20 protein-coding genes are annotated in these 22190 nt (G+C 69.8%); 7 read left to right on the top strand and 13 right to left on the bottom strand.

What is annotated here, in order from left to right; all coding sequences use genetic code 11:
* Positions 1 to 157 precede the first annotated feature (157 nt).
* The 3 genes from ACFQPS_RS07400 to ACFQPS_RS07390 all read left to right on the top strand — a co-directional run bounded on the left by ACFQPS_RS07400 (position 158) and on the right by ACFQPS_RS07390 (position 4478).
* Positions 158 to 2194: a polysaccharide biosynthesis protein gene (locus ACFQPS_RS07400; protein WP_377357778.1), complete on the top strand. Its 2037-nt coding sequence runs from the start codon at positions 158 to 160 to the stop codon at positions 2192 to 2194.
* A gap of 142 nt (positions 2195 to 2336) precedes the next feature.
* Complete coding sequence (locus ACFQPS_RS07395; RefSeq protein ID WP_377357776.1) at positions 2337 to 2873, top strand: TRAP transporter small permease subunit; 537 nt, start codon at positions 2337 to 2339, stop codon at positions 2871 to 2873.
* A 12-nt stretch (positions 2874 to 2885) separates the two neighbouring features.
* Positions 2886 to 4478, top strand: coding sequence for a TRAP transporter large permease (locus ACFQPS_RS07390; protein ID WP_377357774.1), 1593 nt, complete (start codon positions 2886 to 2888; stop codon positions 4476 to 4478).
* Between the two features lie 30 nt (positions 4479 to 4508).
* Here the strand turns inward: ACFQPS_RS07390 and ACFQPS_RS07385 are convergent, their stop codons facing one another.
* Complete coding sequence (locus ACFQPS_RS07385) at positions 4509 to 4736, bottom strand: hypothetical protein (protein ID WP_012566668.1); 228 nt, start codon at positions 4734 to 4736, stop codon at positions 4509 to 4511.
* A 198-nt stretch (positions 4737 to 4934) separates the two neighbouring features.
* On the opposite strand from ACFQPS_RS07385, the gene ACFQPS_RS07380 reads away from it, so the two are divergent.
* On the top strand, positions 4935 to 6632 hold the full coding sequence (locus tag ACFQPS_RS07380; RefSeq protein WP_377357772.1) for a thiamine pyrophosphate-binding protein: 1698 nt from the start codon (positions 4935 to 4937) through the stop codon (positions 6630 to 6632).
* A gap of 24 nt (positions 6633 to 6656) precedes the next feature.
* Here ACFQPS_RS07380 and ACFQPS_RS07375 read toward each other — a convergent pair whose 3' ends face one another.
* From ACFQPS_RS07375 to recO, 3 genes are all read right to left on the bottom strand, one after another.
* Positions 6657 to 7289 carry a glutathione S-transferase family protein gene (locus tag ACFQPS_RS07375; protein WP_377357770.1) on the bottom strand — a complete coding sequence of 211 codons (633 nt, stop codon included), beginning with the start codon at positions 7287 to 7289 and terminating at the stop codon, positions 6657 to 6659.
* 175 nt (positions 7290 to 7464) lie between these two features.
* On the bottom strand, positions 7465 to 9738 hold the full coding sequence (gene parC, locus ACFQPS_RS07370) for a DNA topoisomerase IV subunit A (RefSeq protein WP_377357769.1): 2274 nt from the start codon (positions 9736 to 9738) through the stop codon (positions 7465 to 7467).
* Entirely contained in the window at positions 9735 to 10487 is a 753-nt protein-coding gene (gene recO / locus ACFQPS_RS07365) for a DNA repair protein RecO (protein ID WP_377357767.1), read from the bottom strand. Before recO ends, parC begins: the two co-directional genes overlap by 4 nt.
* Before the next feature lie 184 nt (positions 10488 to 10671).
* Here recO and ACFQPS_RS07360 point away from each other — a divergent pair, with 184 nt between their 5' ends.
* Positions 10672 to 12795 carry a putative bifunctional diguanylate cyclase/phosphodiesterase gene (locus tag ACFQPS_RS07360; RefSeq protein ID WP_377357765.1) on the top strand — a complete coding sequence of 708 codons (2124 nt, stop codon included), beginning with the start codon at positions 10672 to 10674 and terminating at the stop codon, positions 12793 to 12795.
* Between the two features lie 24 nt (positions 12796 to 12819).
* Here ACFQPS_RS07360 and era read toward each other — a convergent pair whose 3' ends face one another.
* The 9 genes from era to folK form a co-directional block, all read right to left on the bottom strand.
* A complete protein-coding gene (era, locus tag ACFQPS_RS07355; RefSeq protein WP_377357763.1) occupies positions 12820 to 13842 on the bottom strand; it encodes a GTPase Era in 1023 nt (340 codons plus the stop codon).
* Positions 13839 to 14549, bottom strand: a complete 711-nt coding sequence (rnc, locus tag ACFQPS_RS07350; protein WP_377357762.1) for a ribonuclease III — start codon at positions 14547 to 14549, stop codon at positions 13839 to 13841. The genes era and rnc overlap by 4 nt, the downstream gene beginning before the upstream one ends.
* Positions 14546 to 15307 carry a signal peptidase I gene (gene lepB, locus ACFQPS_RS07345; protein WP_377357760.1) on the bottom strand — a complete coding sequence of 254 codons (762 nt, stop codon included), beginning with the start codon at positions 15305 to 15307 and terminating at the stop codon, positions 14546 to 14548. Before lepB ends, rnc begins: the two co-directional genes overlap by 4 nt.
* A gap of 147 nt (positions 15308 to 15454) precedes the next feature.
* Positions 15455 to 15934 (bottom strand): holo-ACP synthase, encoded by a 480-nt coding sequence (gene acpS, locus ACFQPS_RS07340; protein WP_377357759.1) that lies wholly within the window; start codon positions 15932 to 15934, stop codon positions 15455 to 15457.
* Positions 15931 to 16680 carry a pyridoxine 5'-phosphate synthase gene (locus ACFQPS_RS07335; protein WP_377357757.1) on the bottom strand — a complete coding sequence of 250 codons (750 nt, stop codon included), beginning with the start codon at positions 16678 to 16680 and terminating at the stop codon, positions 15931 to 15933. The genes acpS and ACFQPS_RS07335 overlap by 4 nt, the downstream gene beginning before the upstream one ends.
* Positions 16677 to 17261 carry a DUF2062 domain-containing protein gene (locus ACFQPS_RS07330; RefSeq protein WP_377357756.1) on the bottom strand — a complete coding sequence of 195 codons (585 nt, stop codon included), beginning with the start codon at positions 17259 to 17261 and terminating at the stop codon, positions 16677 to 16679. Before ACFQPS_RS07330 ends, ACFQPS_RS07335 begins: the two co-directional genes overlap by 4 nt.
* A gap of 35 nt (positions 17262 to 17296) precedes the next feature.
* On the bottom strand, positions 17297 to 19498 hold the full coding sequence (locus ACFQPS_RS07325) for a RelA/SpoT family protein (RefSeq protein WP_377357754.1): 2202 nt from the start codon (positions 19496 to 19498) through the stop codon (positions 17297 to 17299).
* Between the two features lie 118 nt (positions 19499 to 19616).
* Positions 19617 to 20045 (bottom strand): DNA-directed RNA polymerase subunit omega, encoded by a 429-nt coding sequence (rpoZ, locus tag ACFQPS_RS07320; RefSeq protein WP_377357752.1) that lies wholly within the window; start codon positions 20043 to 20045, stop codon positions 19617 to 19619.
* Between the two features lie 85 nt (positions 20046 to 20130).
* Positions 20131 to 20655 (bottom strand): 2-amino-4-hydroxy-6-hydroxymethyldihydropteridine diphosphokinase, encoded by a 525-nt coding sequence (folK, locus tag ACFQPS_RS07315; RefSeq protein ID WP_377357751.1) that lies wholly within the window; start codon positions 20653 to 20655, stop codon positions 20131 to 20133.
* A gap of 152 nt (positions 20656 to 20807) precedes the next feature.
* Between folK and ACFQPS_RS07310 the strand changes: the two genes are divergently transcribed.
* The gene (locus ACFQPS_RS07310; protein WP_377357750.1) at positions 20808 to 21509 is read left to right on the top strand and encodes a LabA-like NYN domain-containing protein; all 702 of its coding nucleotides are present in this window, start codon (positions 20808 to 20810) and stop codon (positions 21507 to 21509) included.
* A 5-nt stretch (positions 21510 to 21514) separates the two neighbouring features.
* A complete protein-coding gene (locus ACFQPS_RS07305; RefSeq protein ID WP_377357749.1) occupies positions 21515 to 22186 on the top strand; it encodes a uracil-DNA glycosylase in 672 nt (223 codons plus the stop codon).
* Positions 22187 to 22190 lie beyond the last annotated feature (4 nt).

The raw sequence follows: 22190 nt of genomic DNA, 5'->3' as shown, positions 1-22190 counted from the left end.
TTTCGGGGAAAGTTTCCGCCTCTCTCGCGTCTGCACAATTCCATGGCGCAGGCCTGTGAACCGGTGTATGTCAGTCGGCGAGGGGCAAGCAAAGCGATAAGAAGCGGCGTCGGTGGACCTGTGAAGGTGATCGGCGACGACTGCGAAGGGCAGCCTGATGAACAAGCTGACGGCGTTCGCGCGCATCCCCCTGACGGACCGCCGAACCCTGGCCTACGCCCATGACATCCTGATGGCGGCCGGGTCTTTCGTTCTGTCCCTCTATCTCCGCGTGGGCAGCGACTTCATGGCGTTCCTGCCGGAGTTGTGGCCGGGCCTCCTGATCTTCACCTTCATCGCAGCGGTCAGCTACCGCGTCTTCGGGATGAATTCCGGAGTCTGGCGCTATGCCAGCCTGCGCGACCTGCTCGCCATCATGCGGGCGGTGACGGCCACCATCCTGATCTTCCTGATGCTGCTGTTCCTGGTCACGCGCCTGGAGCTGCTGCCCCGGTCCATGCCGGTGATCAACTGGTTCGTCCTGGTGGTGATGCTGGGCGGACCGCGGCTGGTCTACCGCATCCTCAAGGACCGGCGGATCGCCAGCATCCTGGAGATGAACGCCCGCGACCGTATCCCCGTACTGCTGGTCGGCGCGGGCGACGAGGCGGAGCTGTTCATCCGCGCCATGCAGAACGACCGCGAGGCCGCCTACCGCGTCGTCGGCATCCTGGACGACAAGGGGGGCCGCATCGGCCGCGAGATCCACGGCGTCAAGGTGCTGGGCCGGCTGGGTGATCTGCCACAGGTGATCGCCGACCTGACGGCGGGCGGCGACCGGCCGCGGCGGCTGATCCTGACCCGGCCACGGCAGCGCCTGAACGGCGTGGACCTGGGTGAGATCGTCGAGCGCTGCGAGGCGCTGAACCTGATGCTGGCGCGCCTGCCGGACCTGACGGAGTTCAAGGACGCGGAGAGCGACCCCGGCCTGACCGTCAGGCCCATCCAGATCGAGGATCTGCTGGGCCGCCCGCAGGTGGCGCTGGACAAGGGCGCCATGGGCGATCTGATCACCGGCCGCGTCGTGCTGGTCACGGGCGCCGGCGGCACCATCGGCTCGGAGCTGACACGCCAGATCGCCGGCCTGCGGCCGAAGCGGCTGGTCATGGTCGATCACGGGGAGTTCAACCTCTATTCTATCGATCTGGAGATGCGGGAATCCTTCCCCGACCTCTCCATCCGCGCCGTGCTCGCCGATGTGCGCGACCGCGCACGCATCACCCAGATCTTCCGGGAGGAGGCGCCCGAGCTGGTCTTCCATGCCGCGGCGCTGAAGCATGTTCCGATGGTGGAGCTGAACCCGGTCGAGGGCGTGCTGACCAATGTGATGGGCACGCGCAACGTGGCCGATGCGGCCACGGCCTTCGGCTGCCGCGCCATGGTGCTGATCTCCACCGACAAGGCGGTCAGCCCGACCAACGTGATGGGCGCCACGAAACGGGTCGCGGAAAGCTACTGCCAGGCCCTGGATCTCCAGGGCAACGGGGGGCAGGGCAATGGCGGGCAGGTCAGCGTCGGCCAGGGCACCAGCGGGCGGGCGCATTCCACCCGCTTCATGACGGTGCGCTTCGGCAACGTGCTGGGCTCGACCGGATCGGTGGTGCCGCTGTTCACCCGCCAGCTCCGCGCTGGCGGGCCGCTGACGGTGACGCATCCCGACGTCTGCCGCTTCTTCATGACCGTGCGCGAGGCGGTGGAGCTGGTGCTCCAGGCCTCCGCCTTCGGCATTCGCCACCGTGAGAGCCGCGGCCGCATCTTCGTGCTCGACATGGGCCAGCCGGTCCGGATCGTGGATCTGGCGCGGCAGATGATCCGGCTGGCGGGGCTGCGGCCGGAGAAGGACATCCGCATCGTCTTCACCGGGCTGCGCCCCGGCGAGAAGCTGTACGAAGAGATGTTCGACGCCGCCGAACCGCCTGTCCCCACCGATGCCGAGGGTGTTCTTGTCGCCTCGCCGCGGGCGGTCGATTTCGGCATCCTCAACCGCTCGCTGGACGAGCTGGAGGCCGCCGCCCACGGCTGCGACGTGCCGCGTCTGCTGGCGCTGTTGCAGCACATCGTGCCCGGTTTCGTCCGCCAGAACCATCCCGCCCCCCTTCCCCCGGCGGAGGCGGCGGACAGCGCCGGCCGGGTGATCCCCCGCCAGATCCACTGACGGGCCTGCCGACGGCGATCCCGCGACACCATCCGCCCGAACTGACCTGCGGGCGGGTGGTGCGTGCCGGTTGCGGCGGAGGGCCCGATCGGGGTTGAATTGTACGGCAACGGGCAGCGGTCCGGGCGGTCGGGAGGCGGGAATGGACAGGCTGCGCGGCTTCGTCGCCGCGGTGGACGCGATGAACCGCGCGGTGGGCGAGGCGCTGTCCTGGCTGACGCTGGGCACCGTGCTGGTCTGCTTCGCCGTGGTGGTGCTGCGCTACGGCTTCGGCATCGGCTTCGTCTGGATGCAGGAGCTGTATGTCTGGCAGCATGCCCTGGTCTTCATGCTGGGGGCCGGCTACACGCTGCTGCACAACGGCCATGTCCGGGTCGATGTCTTCTATGGCCGTGCCGATGGCCGCCGCCGGGCCTGGATCGACATCACGGGCACCCTGGTCTTCCTGCTGCCGTGGCTGGCGGTCCTGGCCTGGGAGAGCACCCCCTTCATCGGCCAGAGCTGGGCCATCCGCGAGTCCTCGCAGCAGACGGGCGGGCTGCCGGGCTACTTCCTGCTGAAGTCCGCCGTCTGGGCGTTCTGCCTGCTGCTGGGCCTCCAGGGGCTAGCGCTGATCGCCCGCCGCGCCCTCTACCTCGCCGGCGATGCGCGCTACACGCCGCACGCCGGCACGGACTGAGCCGGAGCGACGATGCAGCCTGTCCTGCTCGGCGAACTGCTCGCCCTTCTGATGTTCCTCTGCACGCTCGTGGCGGTGCTGGCGGGCTACCCGGTGGCCTTCACCCTGGCCGGGACCGCGCTGCTGTTCGCCTGGATCGGGCATGACCTGGGGGTGTTCGATCCGGCGCTGCTGACGGGGCTGGCGTCACGCTATTTCGGCACCATGGTGAACGAGGTGCTGGTGGCGGTGCCGCTGTTCGTCTTCATGGGGGTGATGCTGGAGCGATCCCGGCTGGCGGAGACGCTGCTCACCACCATGGGCGAACTGTTCGGACGTCTGCGCGGCGGGCTCGGCATCTCCGTCGTGCTGGTCGGCACCCTGCTGGCCGCCTCCACCGGCATCGTCGGCGCCACGGTCGTCACCATGGGGCTGCTCAGCCTGCCGGCGATGGCGCGGGCGGGCTACGACCCGAAGCTGTCGGCCGGCGTCATCTGCGCCTCGGGCACGCTGGGGCAGATCATCCCGCCCTCCACCGTGCTGATCTTCATGGGCGACATGTTGCAGGGTGCCAACCAGACGGCGCAGCTTGCGTTGGGGAACTTCGCGCCAGAGCCTGTCTCCGTCGGGCAGCTCTTCGCCGGCGCGCTGCTGCCGGGGCTGCTGCTGGCGGGACTCTATGTCGGCTGGGTGGTCGTGCAGGCGGTGGTGAACCCGGCGGCCTGCCCGGCCCTGCCCCTGGATGCCGCCGACCGCCGCCGGTTGCCCCGGAAGGTGCTGCTGGCGCTGGCGCCGCCGCTGCTGCTGATCCTGGCGGTGCTGGGCTCGATCCTGGCCGGCATCGCCTCCCCCACCGAATCGGCCAGCGTCGGTGCTGTCGGCGCCATGGCGCTGGCCGCCGCCAACCGGCGGCTGGACCTGGGCGTGCTGCGGGAGGTGATGCGCTCCACCCTCACCATCAGCTCCATGGTGTTCGTCATCCTGATGGGCGCGTCGGTCTTCAGCCTTGTCTTCCGCGGGCTGGGCGGGGAGCGGATCGTGGAGGACGTGCTGTCCGCCATGCCGGGCGGCAAGTGGGGCGCCCTGCTGCTGGTGATGGCGCTGATGTTCGTGCTCGGGTTCTTCCTCGACACGTTCGAGATCATCTTCATCGTCGTGCCGATCACGGCCCCCGTCCTGATCCGGCTGGGGGTCGATCCGCTCTGGCTGGGCGTGATGATGGGGGTCAATCTCCAGACCAGCTTCCTGACCCCGCCCTTCGGCTTCGCCCTGTTCTATCTGCGCGGGGTGGCGGGACGGCTGGTCAGCACCCTGGACATCTACCGCGGGGTGCTGCCCTTCGTGGGAATCCAGGTGCTGTGCGTCGGCCTGCTGATGGCCGTGCCGGCCCTGGGCACCTGGCTGCCGGAGCGCCTGTTCGCCGCCGGTCCCGCCGTGCCGGCAGGCGGCACGGAAGCCCATGGAGCGGCACCCGCGACGCCGGCAGCTCCGATGGAACCGCGCAGCCAGGAGTTCGAAAACCTGTTCGGGTCCGAGGGTCGGCCATCGCCCCGGCAGTCCCCCCGTCAGCCCTGGGGACCGGAGTTCGAGAACCTGTTCGGCAGCGGACGGCCGCCCGGCCCTTGAGGCATCGATCCGCCGGCGTCCGGACGGCGCTCAGCGGTCGTCCCAGTCGGGTTCGTCGGCGCGCAGCAGCTCGACCAGCCGGGCCACGCGGCCCGAGGGCATGCGCTGGAGGTCCTGGCCCAGCATGTCGTCGGCGGCCAGCCAGGTCCGCGCCTCCATCAGTTCCTGCTCGGAAGCGCCCGTGCCGATGATGTTGGCGACACGCAGGTCGTCCATGCGACCGCAGATCTCGTAGACCTGATCGCGGGTGAGTGCCATGGCGGGGAACCCTTCAAGCCAGCGACAGCGCTTGGCAGATAACCCCGCCCCCCGGCGTTTGCAAGGGCCATGGAACGCGCCGCGGCGGCCCCTGGGACCTTACGTCCGGGGCCGTCCGGGGGCCACCGCCCCGCGTTGACAGGCGCCCGGACCGCCGCGTCTACTGCCTGCCGGTCCAACCATCCGGTCGAACCCGCCATGGCCCAGATCTCCCCCGCTCCCCTTCCGCCGGCCCGTAGCGGTGGGCGTCTCCTGGTCGATGCGCTGGTCGGCCACGGCGCCGACATGGCCTTCTGCGTGGCCGGCGAAAGCTATCTGGAGGTGCTGGACGCCGCCGTGGACCGGCCGGAACTGCGTCTGGTCACCTGCCGGCAGGAAGGCGGGGCCGCCTTCATGGCCGAAGCCTACGGCAAGCTGACGGGCCGGCCGGGCCTCTGCATGGTCACCCGCGGCCCCGGTGCCTGCAACGCCGCGATCGGCGTGCATGCGGCGATGCAGGACAGCACGCCGCTGATCCTGCTGGTCGGACAGGTGGCCCGCGACCAGGCCGACCGCGAGGCGTTCCAGGAGATCGACTACCGCCGCATGTTCGGCCCGGTGGCGAAATGGGTCGCCCAGATCGACCGCGCCGACCGCATCCCCGAATATCTGGCACGGGCCTTCCGCACCGCCACCTCCGGCCGGCCCGGCCCGGTGGTGCTGGCCCTGCCGGAGGACATGCTGCGGGAGCGCGCCGCCGTCGCCGACCTGCCGCGGGCCCTGCCCGTGCAGCCGCATCCCGATCCGGCCGCGCTGGAGCGGATGGCGGCCCTGCTGGCCGAAGCCGAGCGCCCGCTCATGCTGGTGGGCGGCAGCGGCTGGGACGATCCGGCCTGCACCCGCCTGCGCGCCTTCGCGGAAGCCTGGGACCTGCCGGTCGCCTGCTCCTTCCGGCGGCAGGACGTGATGGCGAACGACAGCCCCTGCTATGTCGGCGATCTGGGCACCGGCCCCAGCCCGGCGCTGGTGGAGCGGCTGCGGCAGGCGGACCTGCTGCTGGCCGTGGGCACCCGGCTGGGCGAGATCCCGACGCAGGGCTACACCCTGCCGGCACCGCCGCGGGCGGCGGCCACGCTGATCCATGTCCACCCCGACCCGGAGGAGCTGGGCCGGGTCTACCAGCCGGACCTTGCCGTCCTTTCCGGCACGGCGGCCTTTGCCGCCGCAGCAGCCGCGCTGCCCGCCCCCGCGCTGCGGCCCTGGAGCGGCTGGCGGGAGGCGGCGCGGGCCGAGTTCCTGGCCTGGCAGGAGCCACCCGCCTATGGCGGCGATCTGGACCTGGGCCGGGTCTTCACCTGGCTGCGCGAGCGGCTGCCGGCCGACGCGGTGGTGACGAACGATGCCGGCAATTTCTCCGGCTGGGGCCACCGCTTCCTGCGCTACAGACGGCCCGGCCGGCAGCTCGGCCCCACCTGCGGCGCCATGGGCTACGGCGTCCCGGCGGCGGTGGCGGCGTCGCTGCTGCGGCCGGAGCGGCTGGCTCTCTGCCTGGTCGGGGACGGCGGCTTCACGATGACGGGGCAGGAGCTGGCGACGGCCCTGCACCATGGCGCCAAGCCCGTGATCCTGGTCTTCAACAACGGCATGTACGGCACCATCCGCATGCACCAGGAGACCCGATTCCCCGGCCGGGTCAGCGCCACCGACCTGACCAATCCCGACTTCGCGGCGCTGGCGCGGGCCTATGGCGCCTTCGGGGCTGCCGTATCGCGGACGGAGGAGTTCGCCCCTGCCTTCGAGGCGGCCCGGGCGAGCGGCCGCGCCGCGGTGATCGAGCTGCGCATGGACCCCGACCGCATCAGCACCCGCACCACCCTGTCCCAGCTCCGGGAGAAGGCGCAGGCGGCGCGCGGCTGATGCCCGCCGGGAGGATGCCGGGCCTCAAACACTCTCGGAGCGCGGGCCGGGAACGGCCATGCCGCGCTGCACGGCGGGCCGGGCGGCGATGGCGGCGTGCCAGCGGGCCAGGGCCGGCCGCCCCGCCAGCAGTTCGCCGCCCGGAACGGCAGCGTCGATGAAGGGGAACGCGGCGATGTCGGCCACCGTGTACCCGTCACCGGCGAGATAGGGGGTCCGCGCCAGCCGTGTCTCCAGCACGTCGCAGCAGCGGGCGATCTCGTCCCGGTAGACGCCGATGGCGTAGGGCAGTTTCTCCGCCGCCAGCACGGCGAAGCGGAAATGCCCCACCATGGCCGGCGTCAGGTCCGTCATCCCTAGGAACAGCCAGCTCAGCGCCTCCGCACGGCCGGCCGGATCGGACGGCAGCAGGGTTCCCGTCATCTCCGCCAGATGCAGCAGGATGGCCCCGGAGCCGAACACCCGCACCTCGCGGCCGCCGATCGTATCCGTGATCGCCGGCACCCGGCCGAGCGGACTGATCCGCAGGAGCGCCGGATCGGTGATGCGGTCGCCGTCGAAATCCAGGGGATGCACCCGGTAGGGCAACCCCGTCTCCTCCAGCATGATGGAGGCGCGATGCCCATGGGGCGTGCCGAAGCTGTAGAGCGTGATCATCCGCCGCCTCTCCCGCCAGGAAGTCCCGGGCACCAGCGGCCCGCCCTTCCCCGCTGGTGTCGCACCGAACGCCGCGGCGGCGCAACCGCTCATTGGCAGCCGGGCGGCGATCGGGCGGCGGGCGGGCGGCCGCAGCGGTGCTCCGGTCCTGGCCCGGCGGCCCGGGGGTGGCGGATCAGTCGGTGAAGCGGTTGTCCTTCGGGAAGCCGTTCGGCGGCAGCTTGCCCTGGGTGCCGCGGTAGGCGACCCAGCCCTGGAGGTCGGGCAGCGTGACCGTGCGGGTCTTCTCCCCGCTGCCGCCCATGCGCCAGGACAGCCCCTCCGCCAGCGCGAAGACCTTGAGGTCGGAGAGGCTGGCATCCTTGTACTTCTGGAGCTGGACGCCCTTGCCGCGGGTCATCACCGGCAGTTCCTCCAGCTTGAAGACCAGGAGCTTGCGGTTGTTGCCGATGACGGCGACCGCATCGCCCTCCACCGGCACGGCCAGGACGGCGGCGACACCGTCGGCCGGGGTCAGCACCTGCTTGCCGGCACGGGTCTGGGCGACCACGTCGTCCGCCTCGACCTGGAAGCCGCGGCCGTCGGCGGAGGCAACGACCAGCTTCTGCCCCGGCCGGTGCCGCAGCAGCGCCACGATCTCTGCCTCGCCCAGATCCACCATCAGCCGCACGGGCTCGCCGAAGCCGCGGCCGCCGGGCAGCCTGTCCACGCCGAGCGTGTAGAACTTGCCGCTGCCGGCGAAGAGCAGCAGCTTGTCCGTCGTCTCCGCATGCAGGACGAAGCGTTCGCGGTCGCCGTCCTTGTACTTGGTGCCGGCCACCTCCTGCGCGCTCTGATGGCCGCGCACGGTGCGGATCCAGCCCTTCTCGGACAGGAAGACCGTGACCGGCTCGCGTTCGATCATCGCCTCCGCCGGCACCGCCACCTCCTTCGGCGGCTCCCCCACCAGGGTACGGCGCTCCCCCAGGGCGGTCGCGCGGCCGAACTTCCGGTCCATCTCCGCCACCTCCTTGGAGATGGCCTTCCAGCGCCTGTGCCCGTCCTCCAGAAGCCCGACCAGAACGCCGCGCTCCTTGGTCAGGGCGTCGTTCTCCTTGCGGATCTCGAACTCCTCCAGCTTCCGCAGGGAGCGCAGGCGCATGTTCAGGATCGCTTCGGCCTGCACGTCCGTGAGGCTGAAGCGGGCCATCAGCTCCCGCTTCGGCTCGTCCTCCTCGCGGATGATGCGGATGACCTCGTCGATGTTCAGGTAGGCGATCAGGTAGCCGCCCAGCACCTCCAGCCGGTGGTCGATCTCGCCCAGCCTGTGGCGGCTGCGCCGGAGCAGCACCTCCTGCCGGTGTTCCAGGAAGGCGCGCAGCACCTCGTAGAGGGTCATCACCCGCGGCACCAGACCGCCTTCGCGGGCGTCCAGCACGTTCATGTTCATGCTGAAGCGGGTTTCCAGGTCCGTGTTGCGGAACATCTGTTCCATCATCACGTCCGGATCGACGTTGCGGCTCTTGGGCACCAGCACCAGCCGGATGTCCTCGGCCGATTCGTCGCGCACATCCTCCAGCAGCGGCAGCTTCTTCTCGGCCAGCAGCTCGGCGATCTTCTCGACCAGACGCGACTTCTGCACCTGGTAGGGGATCTGCGTCACCACCACCTGCCAGGTGCCCTGGGCCAGCGGCTCCTTCTGCCAGCGGGCGCGGGTGCGGAAGGCGCCGCGACCGGTGCGGTAGGCCTCCAGGATGTTTTCCCGGCTTTCCACCAGCACGCCGCCGGTGGGGAAGTCCGGTCCCGGAATCCAGCTCACCAGCTCCTCGACCGTCACCGGGCGGCGCTTGTCCGGGGCGGGCAGCAGCTCACGCTCGATGATCAGGTTCAGGGCGCCGCAGATCTCCCCCACATTGTGCGGCGGGATGTTCGTCGCCATGCCGACGGCGATACCGGCCGACCCGTTCGCCAGCAGGTTCGGGAAGGCCGCGGGCAGGACCACCGGCTCCTCCCCCTCCCCGTCATAGGTCGGGCGGAAGTCGGTGGCGTCCTCGTCGATGCCGGCCAGCATGGCCTTGGCGACCTCGGTCAGCCGCGCCTCGGTGTAGCGCATGGCCGCGGCGTTATCGCCGTCGATGTTGCCGAAATTGCCTTGTCCCTCGACCAGGGGATAGCGGGCCGCGAACTCCTGCGCCAGCCGCACCAGCGCGTCGTACACGGACTGGTCGCCATGGGGGTGGAACTTGCCGATCACGTCGCCGACGACGCGGGCCGACTTCTTCGGCGGCGTCGTCGGCTCCAGCCGGAGCTGGCTCATGGCGTAGAGCAGCCGGCGATGCACGGGCTTCAGCCCGTCGCGCACGTCCGGCAGGGAACGCGACACGATGGTTGAGAGGGCATAGGACAGGTAGCGCTCGCCCAGGGCTTCGGCGAGCCGCTTGTCCAGAATCTCGATGGCGGCGTCGGTCATGGTGCCGGAGTGATACCAGATGTTGTGTGCGCTTTGCGATAGCGATCCACGAATCGCGTCCGGGCGGCCGGGACCTCGGCATGGCGCAGGGCGAAGAGATGGCGGTCGAGGAAATGGCCGGTCAGGGCCAGCCCTTGCACCACCTCCTCCGCGCCGCCGGCGCTCCGTCCGACCAGGAACGGCGGCAGCGCCAGCAGCCTGTCCCGGTACGGCTCCCCGGCGGAAAGGGAGACGGCGCGGCCCGTGCGCGGGCTGACATAGGCGAGCTGGTCGTTGTCCGCGATCCCGGTCGCGGCACAGCGTCCGAAGTCCAGGCCGAAGCCGGCCTCTTCCAGCAGCCCGATCTCCCAGCGCACATAGATCTCGGCCCAGACCTCCGTCTGCAAGGCGTCGAAGAGCGCCAGCGTGGCGTCGAACAGGGCCGGGTGCGGCTCGCGCTCCGGCAGGGCCGCGTCGGCCAGGGCGCAGGCCGAGGACAGCGCGGCCAGACGCAGCGGGTCCTCCAGCAGGCCGGCCGCCGTCGCCCGCTCAAGCTCCAGCGCGAGCGTCCCGAGCTGTTCGACCAGCCGGGCGGCCCAACGGGCGGCGACACGGCTGCCCGGCTCCAGCGCCGGCCGCATCCGGCTGCCCTGGCCGCCATGGACCAGGCCGGCATGGCGCCCGTGGCCACGGGTCAGCAGCACCGCCAGCGCCGCGGTCTCACCGTGCGGGCGGGCGGACAGGACGATGGCGTCGTCGGTCCATTCCATGCCGCGGTTCTAGCAGAGGCGGCCCCCGCTGTCGCGCCGGACCAGCGGCAAAAGGTCAGGTCGGGCGCGGGCCCCTTGTGAGGCGGTGATTACGATAAATTTAGAACGCTGTGGCAAAGTTGGGCTAGCATCCATGGATGGCACAGCCGCGGGACGCTTCCCGCGGATGCCGAGAGCGTTTCGAATGATCGCATACCACACGACCTTGACGGCCCGCACCGCCGGGCAGATCCGGCTCAGCGAAGAACGCTACGCCCTGGCCGCGGCCGCCAGCAACGACGGCCTGTACGACTGGGATCTGCGGACCGACCTGATCTACTACTCCGCCGGCTGGAAGGCGCTGCTCGGACTTGCCGAGGAAGAGGTGGGCAACAGCCCGTCCGAGTGGCTGGACCGTGTGCATTGCGAGGACCTGATCTGGCTGCATGCGACCCTGGACGCGCAGGCCAGCGCCGGGGGGCGGCCGTTCCAGATCGAATACCGCATCCGCCACGCCAACGGCGGCTGGCGCTGGATGCTCTGCCGTGGCATCGCCGTCCTGGATGCGGAGGGTGAGCCACAGCGCATCGTCGGTTCGCAGATCGACATCACCGACCGCAAGGTCGCCGAGGAAGGGCTGCGACTCAGCGAGGAGCGCTACGCCCTGGCCGCCGCGGGCTCGAACGACGGTCTCTGGGACTGGCGGGTTCCCGAGGGGGAGGTCTACTACTCCGCCCGCTGGGCCAGGATGCTGGGCCTGGGCGAACGGGAGATGACCGGGACCATCGAGGACTGGTACGCCCGGGTGCATCCCGACTGCCTGCCCGGCCTGCGTGCGGCCATGGACCTGCACCTGTCCGGCGGCAGCCGGCAGCTTGAGCATGAATTCCGCATGCTGCACGCGTCCGGCGCCGAATGCTGGATGCTGGTGCGCGGAGCCGCGATGCGGGACGACAACGGCACGGCCCTGCGCATGGCCGGGTCGATGTCGGACATCACGGCCCGCAAGCATGCCGAGGAGCAACTCCTCTTCGACGCCTTCCACGACGGACTGACGGGGCTGTCCAACCGGCACCTGCTGCTTGACCGCATCGGTCAGGCGATCGACCGCCGCCGGCATCCGACGGACGCGCAGTTCGCCCTGATCCTGTTCGACCTGGACCAGTTCAAGGCCATCAACGACAGCCTCGGCACCGCCCTGGGGGACGAGGTGCTGCGCATCGTGGCCAGACGGCTGGGCGACGCCCGGCGCAGCGGCGACACCGTCGCCCGCACCTCGGTGGACGAGTTCGGCGTGCTGATGGACGGGGTAGCAGACGTCAAGGCCGCCATGAGTGCGGCCGAGCGGCTGGCCGCGGCGGTCTGCCGGCCCATCACCCTGCCCGACGGGCGGGAGATCGTGCTGACCTGCTCGGCCGGCCTCGCCATGTCCAACACGGGCTATGCCGCGGCGACGGACATGCTGCGCGACGCCAGCCTTGCCATGTTCCGGGCCAAGGCCGCCGGTCGCAGCCGGATCGAAGTGTTCGACGACGCCCTGCGCGAGCGCGCCCTGTCCCGGCTGCGCACGGAATCCGACCTCCGGGTGGCGCTGGACAGCGACCAGCTCTTCCTGGCCTATCAGCCGATCATCCGCATGCAGGACGGCAGCATCGCCGGCTTCGAAGCGCTGGTGCGCTGGTCCCACCCGGAGCGGGGCACCATCCTGCCCGGCGAGTTCATCGCGCTGGCGGAGGAGACGGGGCTGATCCTGCGGCTGGGTCGCTGGGCCCTCAAGGAGGCCGCGCTCCAGATCAAGGACTGGCGCCAGCGCACGGGACGCGACCTGTTCGTCAGCGTCAACGTCTCCGGCCGCCAGCTCATGGACGACGACATGGCCGCCGCCGTCGCCCAGGTGCTGGAGGAGACGGGCGTGGAACCCCGCGCCCTGAAACTTGAGATCACCGAAAGCCTGCTGCTGGACGATACCGCCCGCTGCGTGCAGATGCTGCATGACATCCGGAAGCTGGGCGTCCGCCTCTGCCTGGACGATTTCGGCACCGGCTTCTCGAACCTCAGCTACTTGCACTCCTATCCAGTGGACACGCTGAAGATCGACCGCAGCTTCGTGCGGGCCGCCACGGACGGCGACCGCCGGGCCGAGATCGCGCGCATCATCACCATGCTGGCCGCAGCACTGGATCTGGAGGTGGTGGCGGAAGGCGTGGAGCGGGATGCGGAGGCCGCGTTCCTGCGCGGCCTGCACTGCGAGTACGCCCAGGGCTACTTCTTCGCCCGGCCGATGCCGCCGGAGGAGGCCGAGCGCCACCTGCTGGTCCAGGCGGCCTGACGGGACCGCCCGGACCGGACGGGATCAGGCGTTGTAGTCCAGACCCCAGTCCCGGTAGCGCTCGGGATCGTCCACCCAGTTCTCCCGCACCTTGACGAACAGGAACAGGTGGACGCGCCGGTCCATCATGGTCTCCAGCTCCTGCCGGGCGGCGGTGCTGATGTGCTTGATGCGGCTGCCGCCCTTGCCCAGCACGATGGCCTTCTGACCGTCGCGCTGGACATAGATGACCTGGGAAATCTTGACGCTGCCGTCGTCGAACTCCTCCCAGGACTCGGTCTCCACCGTCGCGGCGTAGGGCAGTTCCTGGTGCAGTTGCAGGAACAGTTTCTCCCGCGTGACCTCCGCCGCCAGCAGCCGCTCCGGCATGTCGGAGAGCTGGTCGGCGGGATAGAGCCACGGCCCTTCCGGCACCTCGGCGGCGAGGAAGGCCGACAGGTCGGCCAGCCCGTCGCCCGTGAGCGCCGAGATCATGAAGGTGCGGGTGAAGATGCCATGGGCGTCCAGCTCGGCGGCCAGCTTCAGCAGCTTCTCGCGCTTGATCAGATCGACCTTGTTCAGCGCCAGGATGGCGGTGCGCCCCGCCTCCTTCAGCCGCTCGATGATGCCGAGCGTGTCCTCGTCCAGCCTGTCGTGGGAGGCGTCGTACAGCATCACGATCAGGTCGGCATCCGTCGCCCCCTGCCAGGCGGCCGCCACCATGGCCCGGTCCAGCCGGCGCTTCGGCTTGAAGATGCCGGGCGTATCGACGAACAGGAGCTGGCTGTCCCCGGTGATGCCGATGCCGAGCACGCGCGAGCGAGTCGTCTGCACCTTGGGGCTGACGATGGAGACCTTGGCGCCCACGAGCGCATTCAGCAGGGTGGACTTGCCGGCGTTCGGCGCGCCGACCAGGGCGATGAAACCGCAGCGCGGATGCTCCGGCTCGGGCGTGCCCTCCCCCCCGTCGTCATCGTCCGCATCCTCCTCGAACGCCTCCTCCTCCTCGGGGAAGTCGTCGTCGGGGAGATCGTCCTCGGGCCGGGGGGTGTCGTTGAACGTCGTCATCCTTTGGGGGTCCTGATCTGGCGCAGCAGGGCTTCCGCCGCCGCCTTTTCCGCAGCGCGCTTGGACGGGCCGGTGGCGGTGGCGGGTTCGGCCCCCTCCACCCGCACCCGCACCCGGAAGACCGGGGCGTGGTCCGGCCCCTCGCGCGACAATGTCTCATAGGCGGGCAACGGTCGCCCGCGGCCCAGGGCCCATTCCTGCAACGCCGTCTTGGGGTCCTGCGGCGGCGACAGGTCGGCCTCGATCAAGGGTGTCCAGCGCGTGCGGATCAGCATCCGCGCCGGGTCCAGCCCGCCATCCTGGAAGATCGCGCCGATCACCGCTTCGCAGGCGTCGGCCAGGATGGCCGGCTTGGCCTGTCCGCCGGAGTCCCGCTCACTGGGGGCGAGACGCAGGAACGGGCCGAGCCCGATCCCTTCCGCCACCACGGTCAGCGCCTCCGCCCGCACCAGGGCCGTGTGGCGCCGCGCCAGCGCGCCCTCCGCCTCGGCCGGGAAACGCTCCAGCAGCCACTCCGCGATCACCAGCCCGAGCACACGGTCGCCCAGGAACTCCAGCCGTTCGTAGCCGCGGCCGGCGTTGCGTTCGACGCCGCCGAGGCTGGGATGTGTCAGTGCCTGCACCAGCAGGTCACGGTGGCGGAAATGGTATCCCAGACCCGTCTCAAGCTCGGACAGCGGCGGGCTGTCGCAATCGTGCGTGGTCATTCAATCCCGTCGAACAGGCGGTCGAAACGGATGGCCCAGGGCCATTCCCAGAACTCCCAGAAGCTGGTGCCCTCTTCCAGGGAGAAGAAGATGAACTCGGCCCGTCCCACCAGATTTTCGACCGGAATGTAACCGACCTGGTTCAGCACCCGGCTGTCGGTGGAGTTGTCCCGGTTGTCGCCCATGGCGAAGACATTGCCCGGCGGCACGACATAGACGGGAGTGTCGTCCAGCCCGCCGGCATCACCGAGCTGCTCGATGATGCGGTGCTGGCGGCCGTTCGGCAGGGTCTCGATGTACTGGGGAACGGCGATGGCCGTTCCCATCACCTCGCCCACCACGCGGTCCTGGATCCGCTCGCGCTTCACCGGCTCGCCGTTGATGTGCAGCACGCCGCCGATCACCTGGATGCGGTCACCGGGCAGGCCGATGATACGCTTGATGTAGTCGGTCTTGCCGTCGCGCGGCAGCTTGAACACCGCCACGTCGCCCCGCTCCGGCAGGCCGCCCAGGAGGCGCCCGTCGAACAGCGGCTGGCCGAAGGCGACCGTGTGGCGGCTGTAGCCGTAGCTGAACTTGGAGACGAACACGTAGTCGCCGACCAGCAGCGTGGGGATCATCGAGCCTGAGGGGATGTTGAACGGTTCGTAGGCGAACGTCCGGATCATCAGGGCGAGAAGGATACCCCCGGCGATCCAGCGCAGCTCATCGAGCAGCTTCAGGAAGCCGGAACGCTCGGAAACGCTTTGAACGCCCATACAGTGGGACCTCGGAACAGGATGACCCGGCGCAAGGCGGGATCGGGTTGCGGCCCCGCCCCGGTCGGCGCAGGTCCAGTTTCGGCTTCCCTATATGCTACCTGCCGTAAGGTCGGGCAATCGCCTTTTCCGCCGCCGGGGGCCGCGTCAGGGGCGGTCGGCCCCGTCGGCAGGAAAGGCCGGGAGCCCTCCGGGGCCGGCCGCCGCCGGCGGAGCGGGCACGGCGGAGATCAGGACGATGGCCTGGGCGATCGGCAGCTCGTCCGTCAGGGTCAGGTGGATCTCCGCAACCATGCCGGGCGGGGTGATCTGCCGCAGGCGCTCCAGCGCCCCGCCGGTCAGCGCCAGCGTGGGACGCCCGCCCGGCAGGTTCACCACCCCCATGTCGCGCCAGTAGACGCCCCTGTTGAGACCCGTCCCCAGGGCCTTGGCGCAGGCCTCCTTGGCAGCGAAGCGCTTGGCATAGGTGGCGGCACGCGGGCTGTGCGGCCCGGCAGCGGAGCGCCGCTCCGCCCGGCGCCGCTCGGCCTCGGTGAAGACGCGGTCGAGGAAACGGTCGCCGAACCGCTCGATGGTCCGCTCGATGCGGCGGACATCCACAAGGTCGTTGCCGATGCCCAGGATCATGCCGCGGCTCCGGCCGCGCGGCCGGCATCCATCAGCTCCCGCATCCGGCGGATCGAGGCCTCGAAGCCGACGAACACCGCCTCGCCCACCAGATAGTGGCCGATGTTCAGCTCCACCACCGTGGGGATGGCGGCGACCGGGCCGACATTGCCGTAGGTCAGGCCGTGGCCGGCATGGCACTCCAGGCCGATGGTCTCGGCATGCGCGGCGGCGGCGCGCAGACGCTCCAGCTCCGCCGCGCGGGCCGCGCCGTCCTCCGCATCGCCATAGGCGCCGGTGTGCAGTTCCACGACCGGCGCGCCGATGTCCCGCGCGGCGTCGAGCTGGGCCGGGTCGGGCGCGACGAACAGGGAGACGCGCACGCCGGCCGCCCCCAGTGCCTGGGCGAAGCGGCGCAGGTGCCCACGGTTGCCGGCGACGTCCAGACCGCCTTCCGTCGTGCGCTCCTGACGGCGCTCGGGCACGATGCAGCAGGCGTGCGGACGGTGGCGCAGGGCGATCGCAAGCATCTCCTCCGTCGCCGCCATCTCCAGGTTCAGCGGCAGGTCGATGCTGCGCATCAGACGCTCGATGTCGTCGTCGGTGATGTGCCGCCGGTCCTCGCGCAGATGCGCGGTGATCCCGTCGGCCCCGGCGGCGGCGGCCAGCGCAGCGGCACGGAGCGGGTCCGGATGCGGACCGCCGCGGGCGTTCCGGATCGTGGCGACATGGTCGATGTTGACGCCCAGCCTGAGATATCTGCTCACGCCCTGTCCTCCGACTCGCTGCGGCCGGCCCCGTCATCGGCGACGGGGGTGGCTGCCGGCGGCACGCGCCGCCTGGACAGCCGGCGCTGCTGGTACATCGCCACCAGGGGCTTGGCAACGGCATAGGCCAGCCCCCAGACGAAGACACCCATGAGGAAACCGCCGATCGACATGGGCAGCAGCACCTGGACCGGATTGGCGATGAGGAAGTCCATGGTCAACTGCTCGGCCGTGTCGTGTCCGGGCGAGCGTCCCAGCAGGTCGCAGCCGATGCGGTAACTGACGTACCAGATGGCCGGGAAGGTCCAGGGATTGCCCACGGCCGTGCCGATGGCCGCCGCCAGCATGCTGCCCCGGAGCAGCCAGGCGAGGCCGAAGCCCAGCAGGAAATGCAGACCCACGAAGGGCGTCATGGAGACAGCCGCACCGCTGGCGAAGCCGGCGGCGATGCGGTGCGGCGGGCCCGGCAGACGGCCGACGCGGTGCCCCAGATACAGCAGGGCACGCCGCCAGCCCATCCGCGGCCAGAGAAAATCCCGCACCCGCTGGCGCAGGGTGAACTTGTGTCGGCGCTTGAACATCCTGGCGGTTCCTCCCGCCCCGACTAACGCGCCAGTCAGCGGCTTCTTGCGCGCTCGACGGAATTGATGACCGGCGTAGCCCGCAGCGCAGCCATGATGTTGGTCAGATGCTTCACGTCATGCACGTCGATGTCGATCAGCATCTCGAAGAAATCCGGCGAGCGGCTGGTGAACTTCAGGTTCGTGATGTTGCCGCCGTTCTTGCCGATGACGGTGGAGAGCGTGCCCAGCGCCCCAGGTTCGTTGGCGACAACGACGGAGATGCGGCCTACCGCATCCTCCATCCCCTCCGCGTCCGGGTCCCAGGCGACGTCGATCCAGCGCTCCGGGCTCTCGTGGAAGCTCTCCAGCGTCTCGCAGTCGATGGTGTGGATCGTGACCCCTTTGCCGGTGGTGACGATGCCGACGATACGGTCACCCGGCAACGGGTGGCAGCAACGGGCATAATGGACCGCCATCCCCGGGATCAGGCCGCGGATCGGCAGCGGCGCGCTGCTGCTCCGCTTGGGCTTTGCCTTCGCCTGCGGGACGATCTTGTCCTCCGGCGCGACCTGCGGCTGGACGCGGTGGCCGGGGAAGATGGTGTTGAAGACGTCGCGCGCCCCGGTCTGGGCGGCGCCGATGGCGGCCAGCAGGTCCTCCGACGTCGGCTGCTGGAAGATCTTAATGACCCCGTCCAGCGCCTTGTCGGAATATTCGTAGCCTTCCTGCTTGAAGATGCGTTCCAGCAGGCCGCGGCCCAGCTTGATGTGCTCGCCGCGCTGCTGGGTCCGGATGAAGCGGCGGATACGGGCCCGCGCCTTGCCGGTGACGACGAAGTTCTCCCAGTCCGTCGAGGGCGTGGAGTTCTTCGAGGTCAGGATCTCCACCTGGTCGCCGTTCTGGAGCGGCGTCCGCAGGGGCAGCATGCGCCCGTTGACCTTGGCACCGACGCAGGTGTCGCCCACCACCGAATGGACGGCATAGGCGAAATCCACCGCCGTGGCACCGCGGGGCAGCGCGATCAGATCGCCCTTGGGCGTGAAGCAGAAGACCTGGTCCTGGAACAGCTCAAGCTTGGTGTGCTCCAGGAACTCCTCCGGCCGCGCCGCATGCTCCAGGATATCCAGAAGCTCGCGCAGCCAGCGGTACTGCCGCCCCTCGGTCGTCCGCGGCCGGCCCTCCTTGTAGGCCCAGTGCGCCGCGACGCCGACATCCGCCACCTCGTGCATCTCGTCGGTGCGGATCTGCACCTCGATCCGGTGCTTCTCCGGCCCGATGACGGTGGTGTGGATGGAGCGGTAGCCGTTCGGCTTCGGGGTGGAGATGTAGTCCTTGAAGCGGCCGGGAACGACCGGGTACTTGGCGTGGATGACGCCCAGCGCCTGATAGCAGTGCTCGACCGTGTCCACGACGATGCGGAAGGCCATGACATCCGAAAGCTGCTCGAACGCCACGTTCTTGCGCTGCATCTTGCGCCAGATCGAATAGGGAGCCTTGCGCCGACCGGAGACGGTGGCGGTTTCCAGCCCGGCACCGTGGACCGTCTCCTCCAGCTCCTTGATGATGCGGTCGACGCCGCCGGCGCCGTCCTCCTCCAGCCGTTCCAGCCGGCCCCGGATGGACGCGAAGGCTTCAGGGTTCAGCTCCTGGAAGGCCAGCTCCTCCAGCTCGTCCTTCCAGCGCTGGATGCCGATGCGCTCGGCCAGCGGCGCGTAGATCTCGATGGTCTCGCGGGCGATGCGGCGGCGCTTGTCCGGGTTCTTGATGTAGTGGAGCGTCTGCATGTTGTGCAGACGATCCGCCAGCTTCACCAGCAGAACCCGGATGTCCTCCGACATCGCCAGCACCAGCTTGCGGAAATTCTCCGCCTGCTTCTGCTGGTCGGACTGCGGCGTGCCGGCGTGTTGCAGCTCGATGCGGGACAGCTTGGTGACACCGTCAACCAGCCGCGCCACGTCCGGCCCGAAGGCACGCTGGATCTCCTGCAACGAGGTGAGCGTATCCTCGACCGTGTCGTGCAGCAGCGCCGTGATGATGGAGGCGGTGTCGAGCTTCAGCTCGGTCAGGAGATAGGCGACCCAGATCGGGTGGGTGAAATAGGGGTCGCCGCTGGCGCGGGTCTGGGACCCATGCGCCTTGATCGTGAAAACATAAGCCTTGTTGAGGGCGTCCTCGTCCGCATCGGGATCGTAGGACTTGACGCGCTCGACAAGCTCGTACTGGCGGATGATGGGTTGGGCGGATGGCCGGTTCATCGGGGCGGGTCGTCAGGTCCGTTCGCTGAGGACGGGCCGCCTGATGCGGCCCGCCGGTCCCGAGGCGGGGCTCAGCCCGCCATCCCTTCGCCCGTTCGGCACGATCCGGCCCGCCCGATCAGATCTTGTCCTCGTCGGCCAGGTCCGCCAGCGGGACATCCATGTCGGAGAAGTCCGGCTCGGCCCCGGCGGCGGCACCCTCACCCTCGTCGTCCAGCAGCTCGGAGGCGTCGCCGCCCTCGTCCCCGCCGGCCTCCGGAACCGACCAGGCATTCTCGCCGGCCATCAGCTCGACGATCTCCTCCTCGGGCTCGTCCTGCTCCGGAACGCGCTGGTGCCCCTTGATCAGGGAGTTGCGCAGCCCCTCCAGGGTCACGGTCTCGTCGGCGATCTCCCGCAGGGCGACAACCGGGTTCTTGTCGTTGTCGCGGTCGATGGACAGGGGCGAGCCGGCCGCGATGTCGCGCGCCCGCTGGGCCGCCATCATCACGAGTTCGAACCGGTTCGGAACCTTCTCGACGCAATCTTCGACCGTTACGCGGGCCATGCCTGGAACTCTCCCAAAACCATGTAAGCCTCCCTATATACGGCCCACGTCCCCGGGAGGCAAGGCAGCCGGCGCGGGCCAGCCATCATACATCCGCGATCCTGCCATCCGCGATCCTGGCATCCGCGATCCTGCGGGCGTCCTGGCCGGGGGGCAGGTCGGCGATCAGATCCTCGACCCGGCGCCCGGACACCGGATGCACCCAGCCGGGCGCCAGCTCCGCCAGCGGCAGCAGGACGAAGGCGCGGAGATGCATGCGTGGGTGTGGCAACACGGGCGCAACGTCGCGCCGCAACCCGTCATGGTCGAGCAGATCGAGGTCGAGCACCCGCGCCTCGTTCACCACCTGCCGCACGCGGCCGAACTCCGCCTCCACCGCATGCAGGAGCGCCAGGACACCGTCGGGACCGAGCGGGCTCTCCACCCGCGCCACACCGTTGACGAACCAGGGCTGATCGGACACCGGCACAGGGGCCGTCTCGTACCAGCAGGAGCGCGCGACGACCCTCAGTCCGCGGCGCTCCAGGGCGGCGAGCGCGGCCGTGCAGACGGCCAGCGGCCCCCCGATGCCGGGCACGGCGAGGTTCGATCCAAGGCCGATCAGGATCATGCCCGGCGCCCCCGCAGGTCCACGCGCGGCCTTGCCCCCCCGACCGGACCTGTCATATTGCTGGGGCGGAAATTTCTCGTCCCCGACCTGCAATGGCGAGAATCCCGCGCCATAATCATCGTATTGGCCCCCAGTCATTGAGGCTTTGAAGCATGGATCGAAAGATATTCTATCAGGAAGAGCGGCTGGCGATGTTCATCGACGGCGCCAACCTTTACGCCGCGGCCCGGTCTCTGGGCTTCGACATTGACTACAAGAGGTTACTGGAGCTGTTCGCCGGGCGCGGCCGGCTGGTGCGCGCCTTCTACTACACGGCCCTGGTCGAAGACCAGGAGTATTCCCCGATCCGTCCCCTGGTCGACTGGCTCGACTACAACGGCTACACGATGGTGACGAAGCCGACCAAGGAGTACACGGACGCTTCGGGCCGGCGCAAGATCAAGGGAAACATGGACATCGAGCTGGCCATCGACGTGATGGAGATGGCCGAGCATGTGGACCATATCCTGCTGTTCTCCGGCGATGGCGACTTCCGCCGGCTCGTGGAGGCGGTCCAGCGCAAGGGTGTGCGCGTGACCGTGATCAGCACCGTCCGCTCCACCCCGCCGATGGTGGCGGACGAGCTGCGCCGGCAGGCCGACAATTTCCTGGAGTTGCAGGACCTGTCCCCGAACATCATGCGCACCCATTCGCCCCGCTTCCAGAACCAGGGCGGTCCGCAGCAGGGCGGCGATCCCGGAAGCCGCGACATGGGCGGCAGGGACATGAGTGGCAGGGACTTCGGCGGGCGCGACATGGGGGGCCGCGACATCGACCCGCGCGACCTGGACGAGGACGAAGAGCCGCTGGACTGACCGGCATGGCTCTGACACCGACCGGCGTCCGGCTGCAACCGGACGCCGACTGTCCGCTCTGCCCGCGCCTTGCCGCGTTCAGGCAGGACAACCGCGCCCGCTTCCCGGACCATGCCAACGTGCCGGTGCCGTCCTTCGGGCCGGCCTCGGCACGGCTGCTGATCGTCGGGCTGGCGCCAGGCCTGCACGGGGCGAACCGGACCGGCCGGCCCTTTACCGGGGACTATGCCGGCGACCTGCTGTACGAGACGCTGGCCCAGTTCGGATTCGCCCGCGGCCGCTACGACCGCCGCCCGGACGACGGGCTGGAACTGGTAGACTGCCGGATCGTCAACAGCGCGCGCTGCGTGCCGCCGGAGAACAAGCCGACTCCGGCGGAGGTCGCCACCTGCCGCCGTTTCCTGATCGACGAGCTGGCGCACCTGCCGGATCTGCGTGCCGTGGTCGCCCTGGGGACCGTCGCCCATGCCAGCGCCGTGACCGCGCTGGGCGGCCGACCGGCGCGGTTTCCTTTCGCCCATGGCGCCCGGCACGACGTAGCGCTGGGGGGGGCGACGGGGGTGGCGCTGTTCGACAGCTACCACTGCTCCCGCTACAACACCAATACGGGGCGCCTGACGCCGGAGATGTTCCACACCGTCTTCAAGGCGGTACGCGACCTGCTCGACGCGGCCTGACGGA

Source organism: Rhodocista pekingensis (assembly GCF_042665545.1).
In the GTDB taxonomy this organism is placed as follows: Bacteria; Pseudomonadota; Alphaproteobacteria; order Azospirillales; family Azospirillaceae; genus Rhodocista; species Rhodocista pekingensis.
Note: the sequence above shows the minus strand (reverse complement) of the source record. Positions and strands in the feature narration are given on the sequence as shown.

What these genes read in the sequence shown, in the direction of transcription:
- ACFQPS_RS07400 (WP_377357778.1), top strand. Translation starts at nt 158, where the DNA reads ATGAACAAGCTGACGGCGTTCGCGCGCATCCCCCTGACGGACCGCCGA.
- ACFQPS_RS07395 (WP_377357776.1), top strand. Translation starts at nt 2,337, where the DNA reads ATGGACAGGCTGCGCGGCTTCGTCGCCGCGGTGGACGCGATGAACCGC.
- ACFQPS_RS07390 (WP_377357774.1), top strand. Translation starts at nt 2,886, where the DNA reads ATGCAGCCTGTCCTGCTCGGCGAACTGCTCGCCCTTCTGATGTTCCTC.
- ACFQPS_RS07385 (WP_012566668.1), bottom strand. Translation starts at nt 4,736, where the DNA reads ATGGCACTCACCCGCGATCAGGTCTACGAGATCTGCGGTCGCATGGAC.
- ACFQPS_RS07380 (WP_377357772.1), top strand. Translation starts at nt 4,935, where the DNA reads ATGGCCCAGATCTCCCCCGCTCCCCTTCCGCCGGCCCGTAGCGGTGGG.
- ACFQPS_RS07375 (WP_377357770.1), bottom strand. Translation starts at nt 7,289, where the DNA reads ATGATCACGCTCTACAGCTTCGGCACGCCCCATGGGCATCGCGCCTCC.
- parC (WP_377357769.1), bottom strand. Translation starts at nt 9,738, where the DNA reads ATGACCGACGCCGCCATCGAGATTCTGGACAAGCGGCTCGCCGAAGCC.
- recO (WP_377357767.1), bottom strand. Translation starts at nt 10,487, where the DNA reads ATGGAATGGACCGACGACGCCATCGTCCTGTCCGCCCGCCCGCACGGT.
- ACFQPS_RS07360 (WP_377357765.1), top strand. Translation starts at nt 10,672, where the DNA reads ATGATCGCATACCACACGACCTTGACGGCCCGCACCGCCGGGCAGATC.
- era (WP_377357763.1), bottom strand. Translation starts at nt 13,842, where the DNA reads ATGACGACGTTCAACGACACCCCCCGGCCCGAGGACGATCTCCCCGAC.
- rnc (WP_377357762.1), bottom strand. Translation starts at nt 14,549, where the DNA reads ATGACCACGCACGATTGCGACAGCCCGCCGCTGTCCGAGCTTGAGACG.
- lepB (WP_377357760.1), bottom strand. Translation starts at nt 15,307, where the DNA reads ATGGGCGTTCAAAGCGTTTCCGAGCGTTCCGGCTTCCTGAAGCTGCTC.
- acpS (WP_377357759.1), bottom strand. Translation starts at nt 15,934, where the DNA reads ATGATCCTGGGCATCGGCAACGACCTTGTGGATGTCCGCCGCATCGAG.
- ACFQPS_RS07330 (WP_377357756.1), bottom strand. Translation starts at nt 17,261, where the DNA reads ATGTTCAAGCGCCGACACAAGTTCACCCTGCGCCAGCGGGTGCGGGAT.
- ACFQPS_RS07325 (WP_377357754.1), bottom strand. Translation starts at nt 19,498, where the DNA reads ATGAACCGGCCATCCGCCCAACCCATCATCCGCCAGTACGAGCTTGTC.
- rpoZ (WP_377357752.1), bottom strand. Translation starts at nt 20,045, where the DNA reads ATGGCCCGCGTAACGGTCGAAGATTGCGTCGAGAAGGTTCCGAACCGG.
- folK (WP_377357751.1), bottom strand. Translation starts at nt 20,655, where the DNA reads ATGATCCTGATCGGCCTTGGATCGAACCTCGCCGTGCCCGGCATCGGG.
- ACFQPS_RS07310 (WP_377357750.1), top strand. Translation starts at nt 20,808, where the DNA reads ATGGATCGAAAGATATTCTATCAGGAAGAGCGGCTGGCGATGTTCATC.
- ACFQPS_RS07305 (WP_377357749.1), top strand. Translation starts at nt 21,515, where the DNA reads ATGGCTCTGACACCGACCGGCGTCCGGCTGCAACCGGACGCCGACTGT.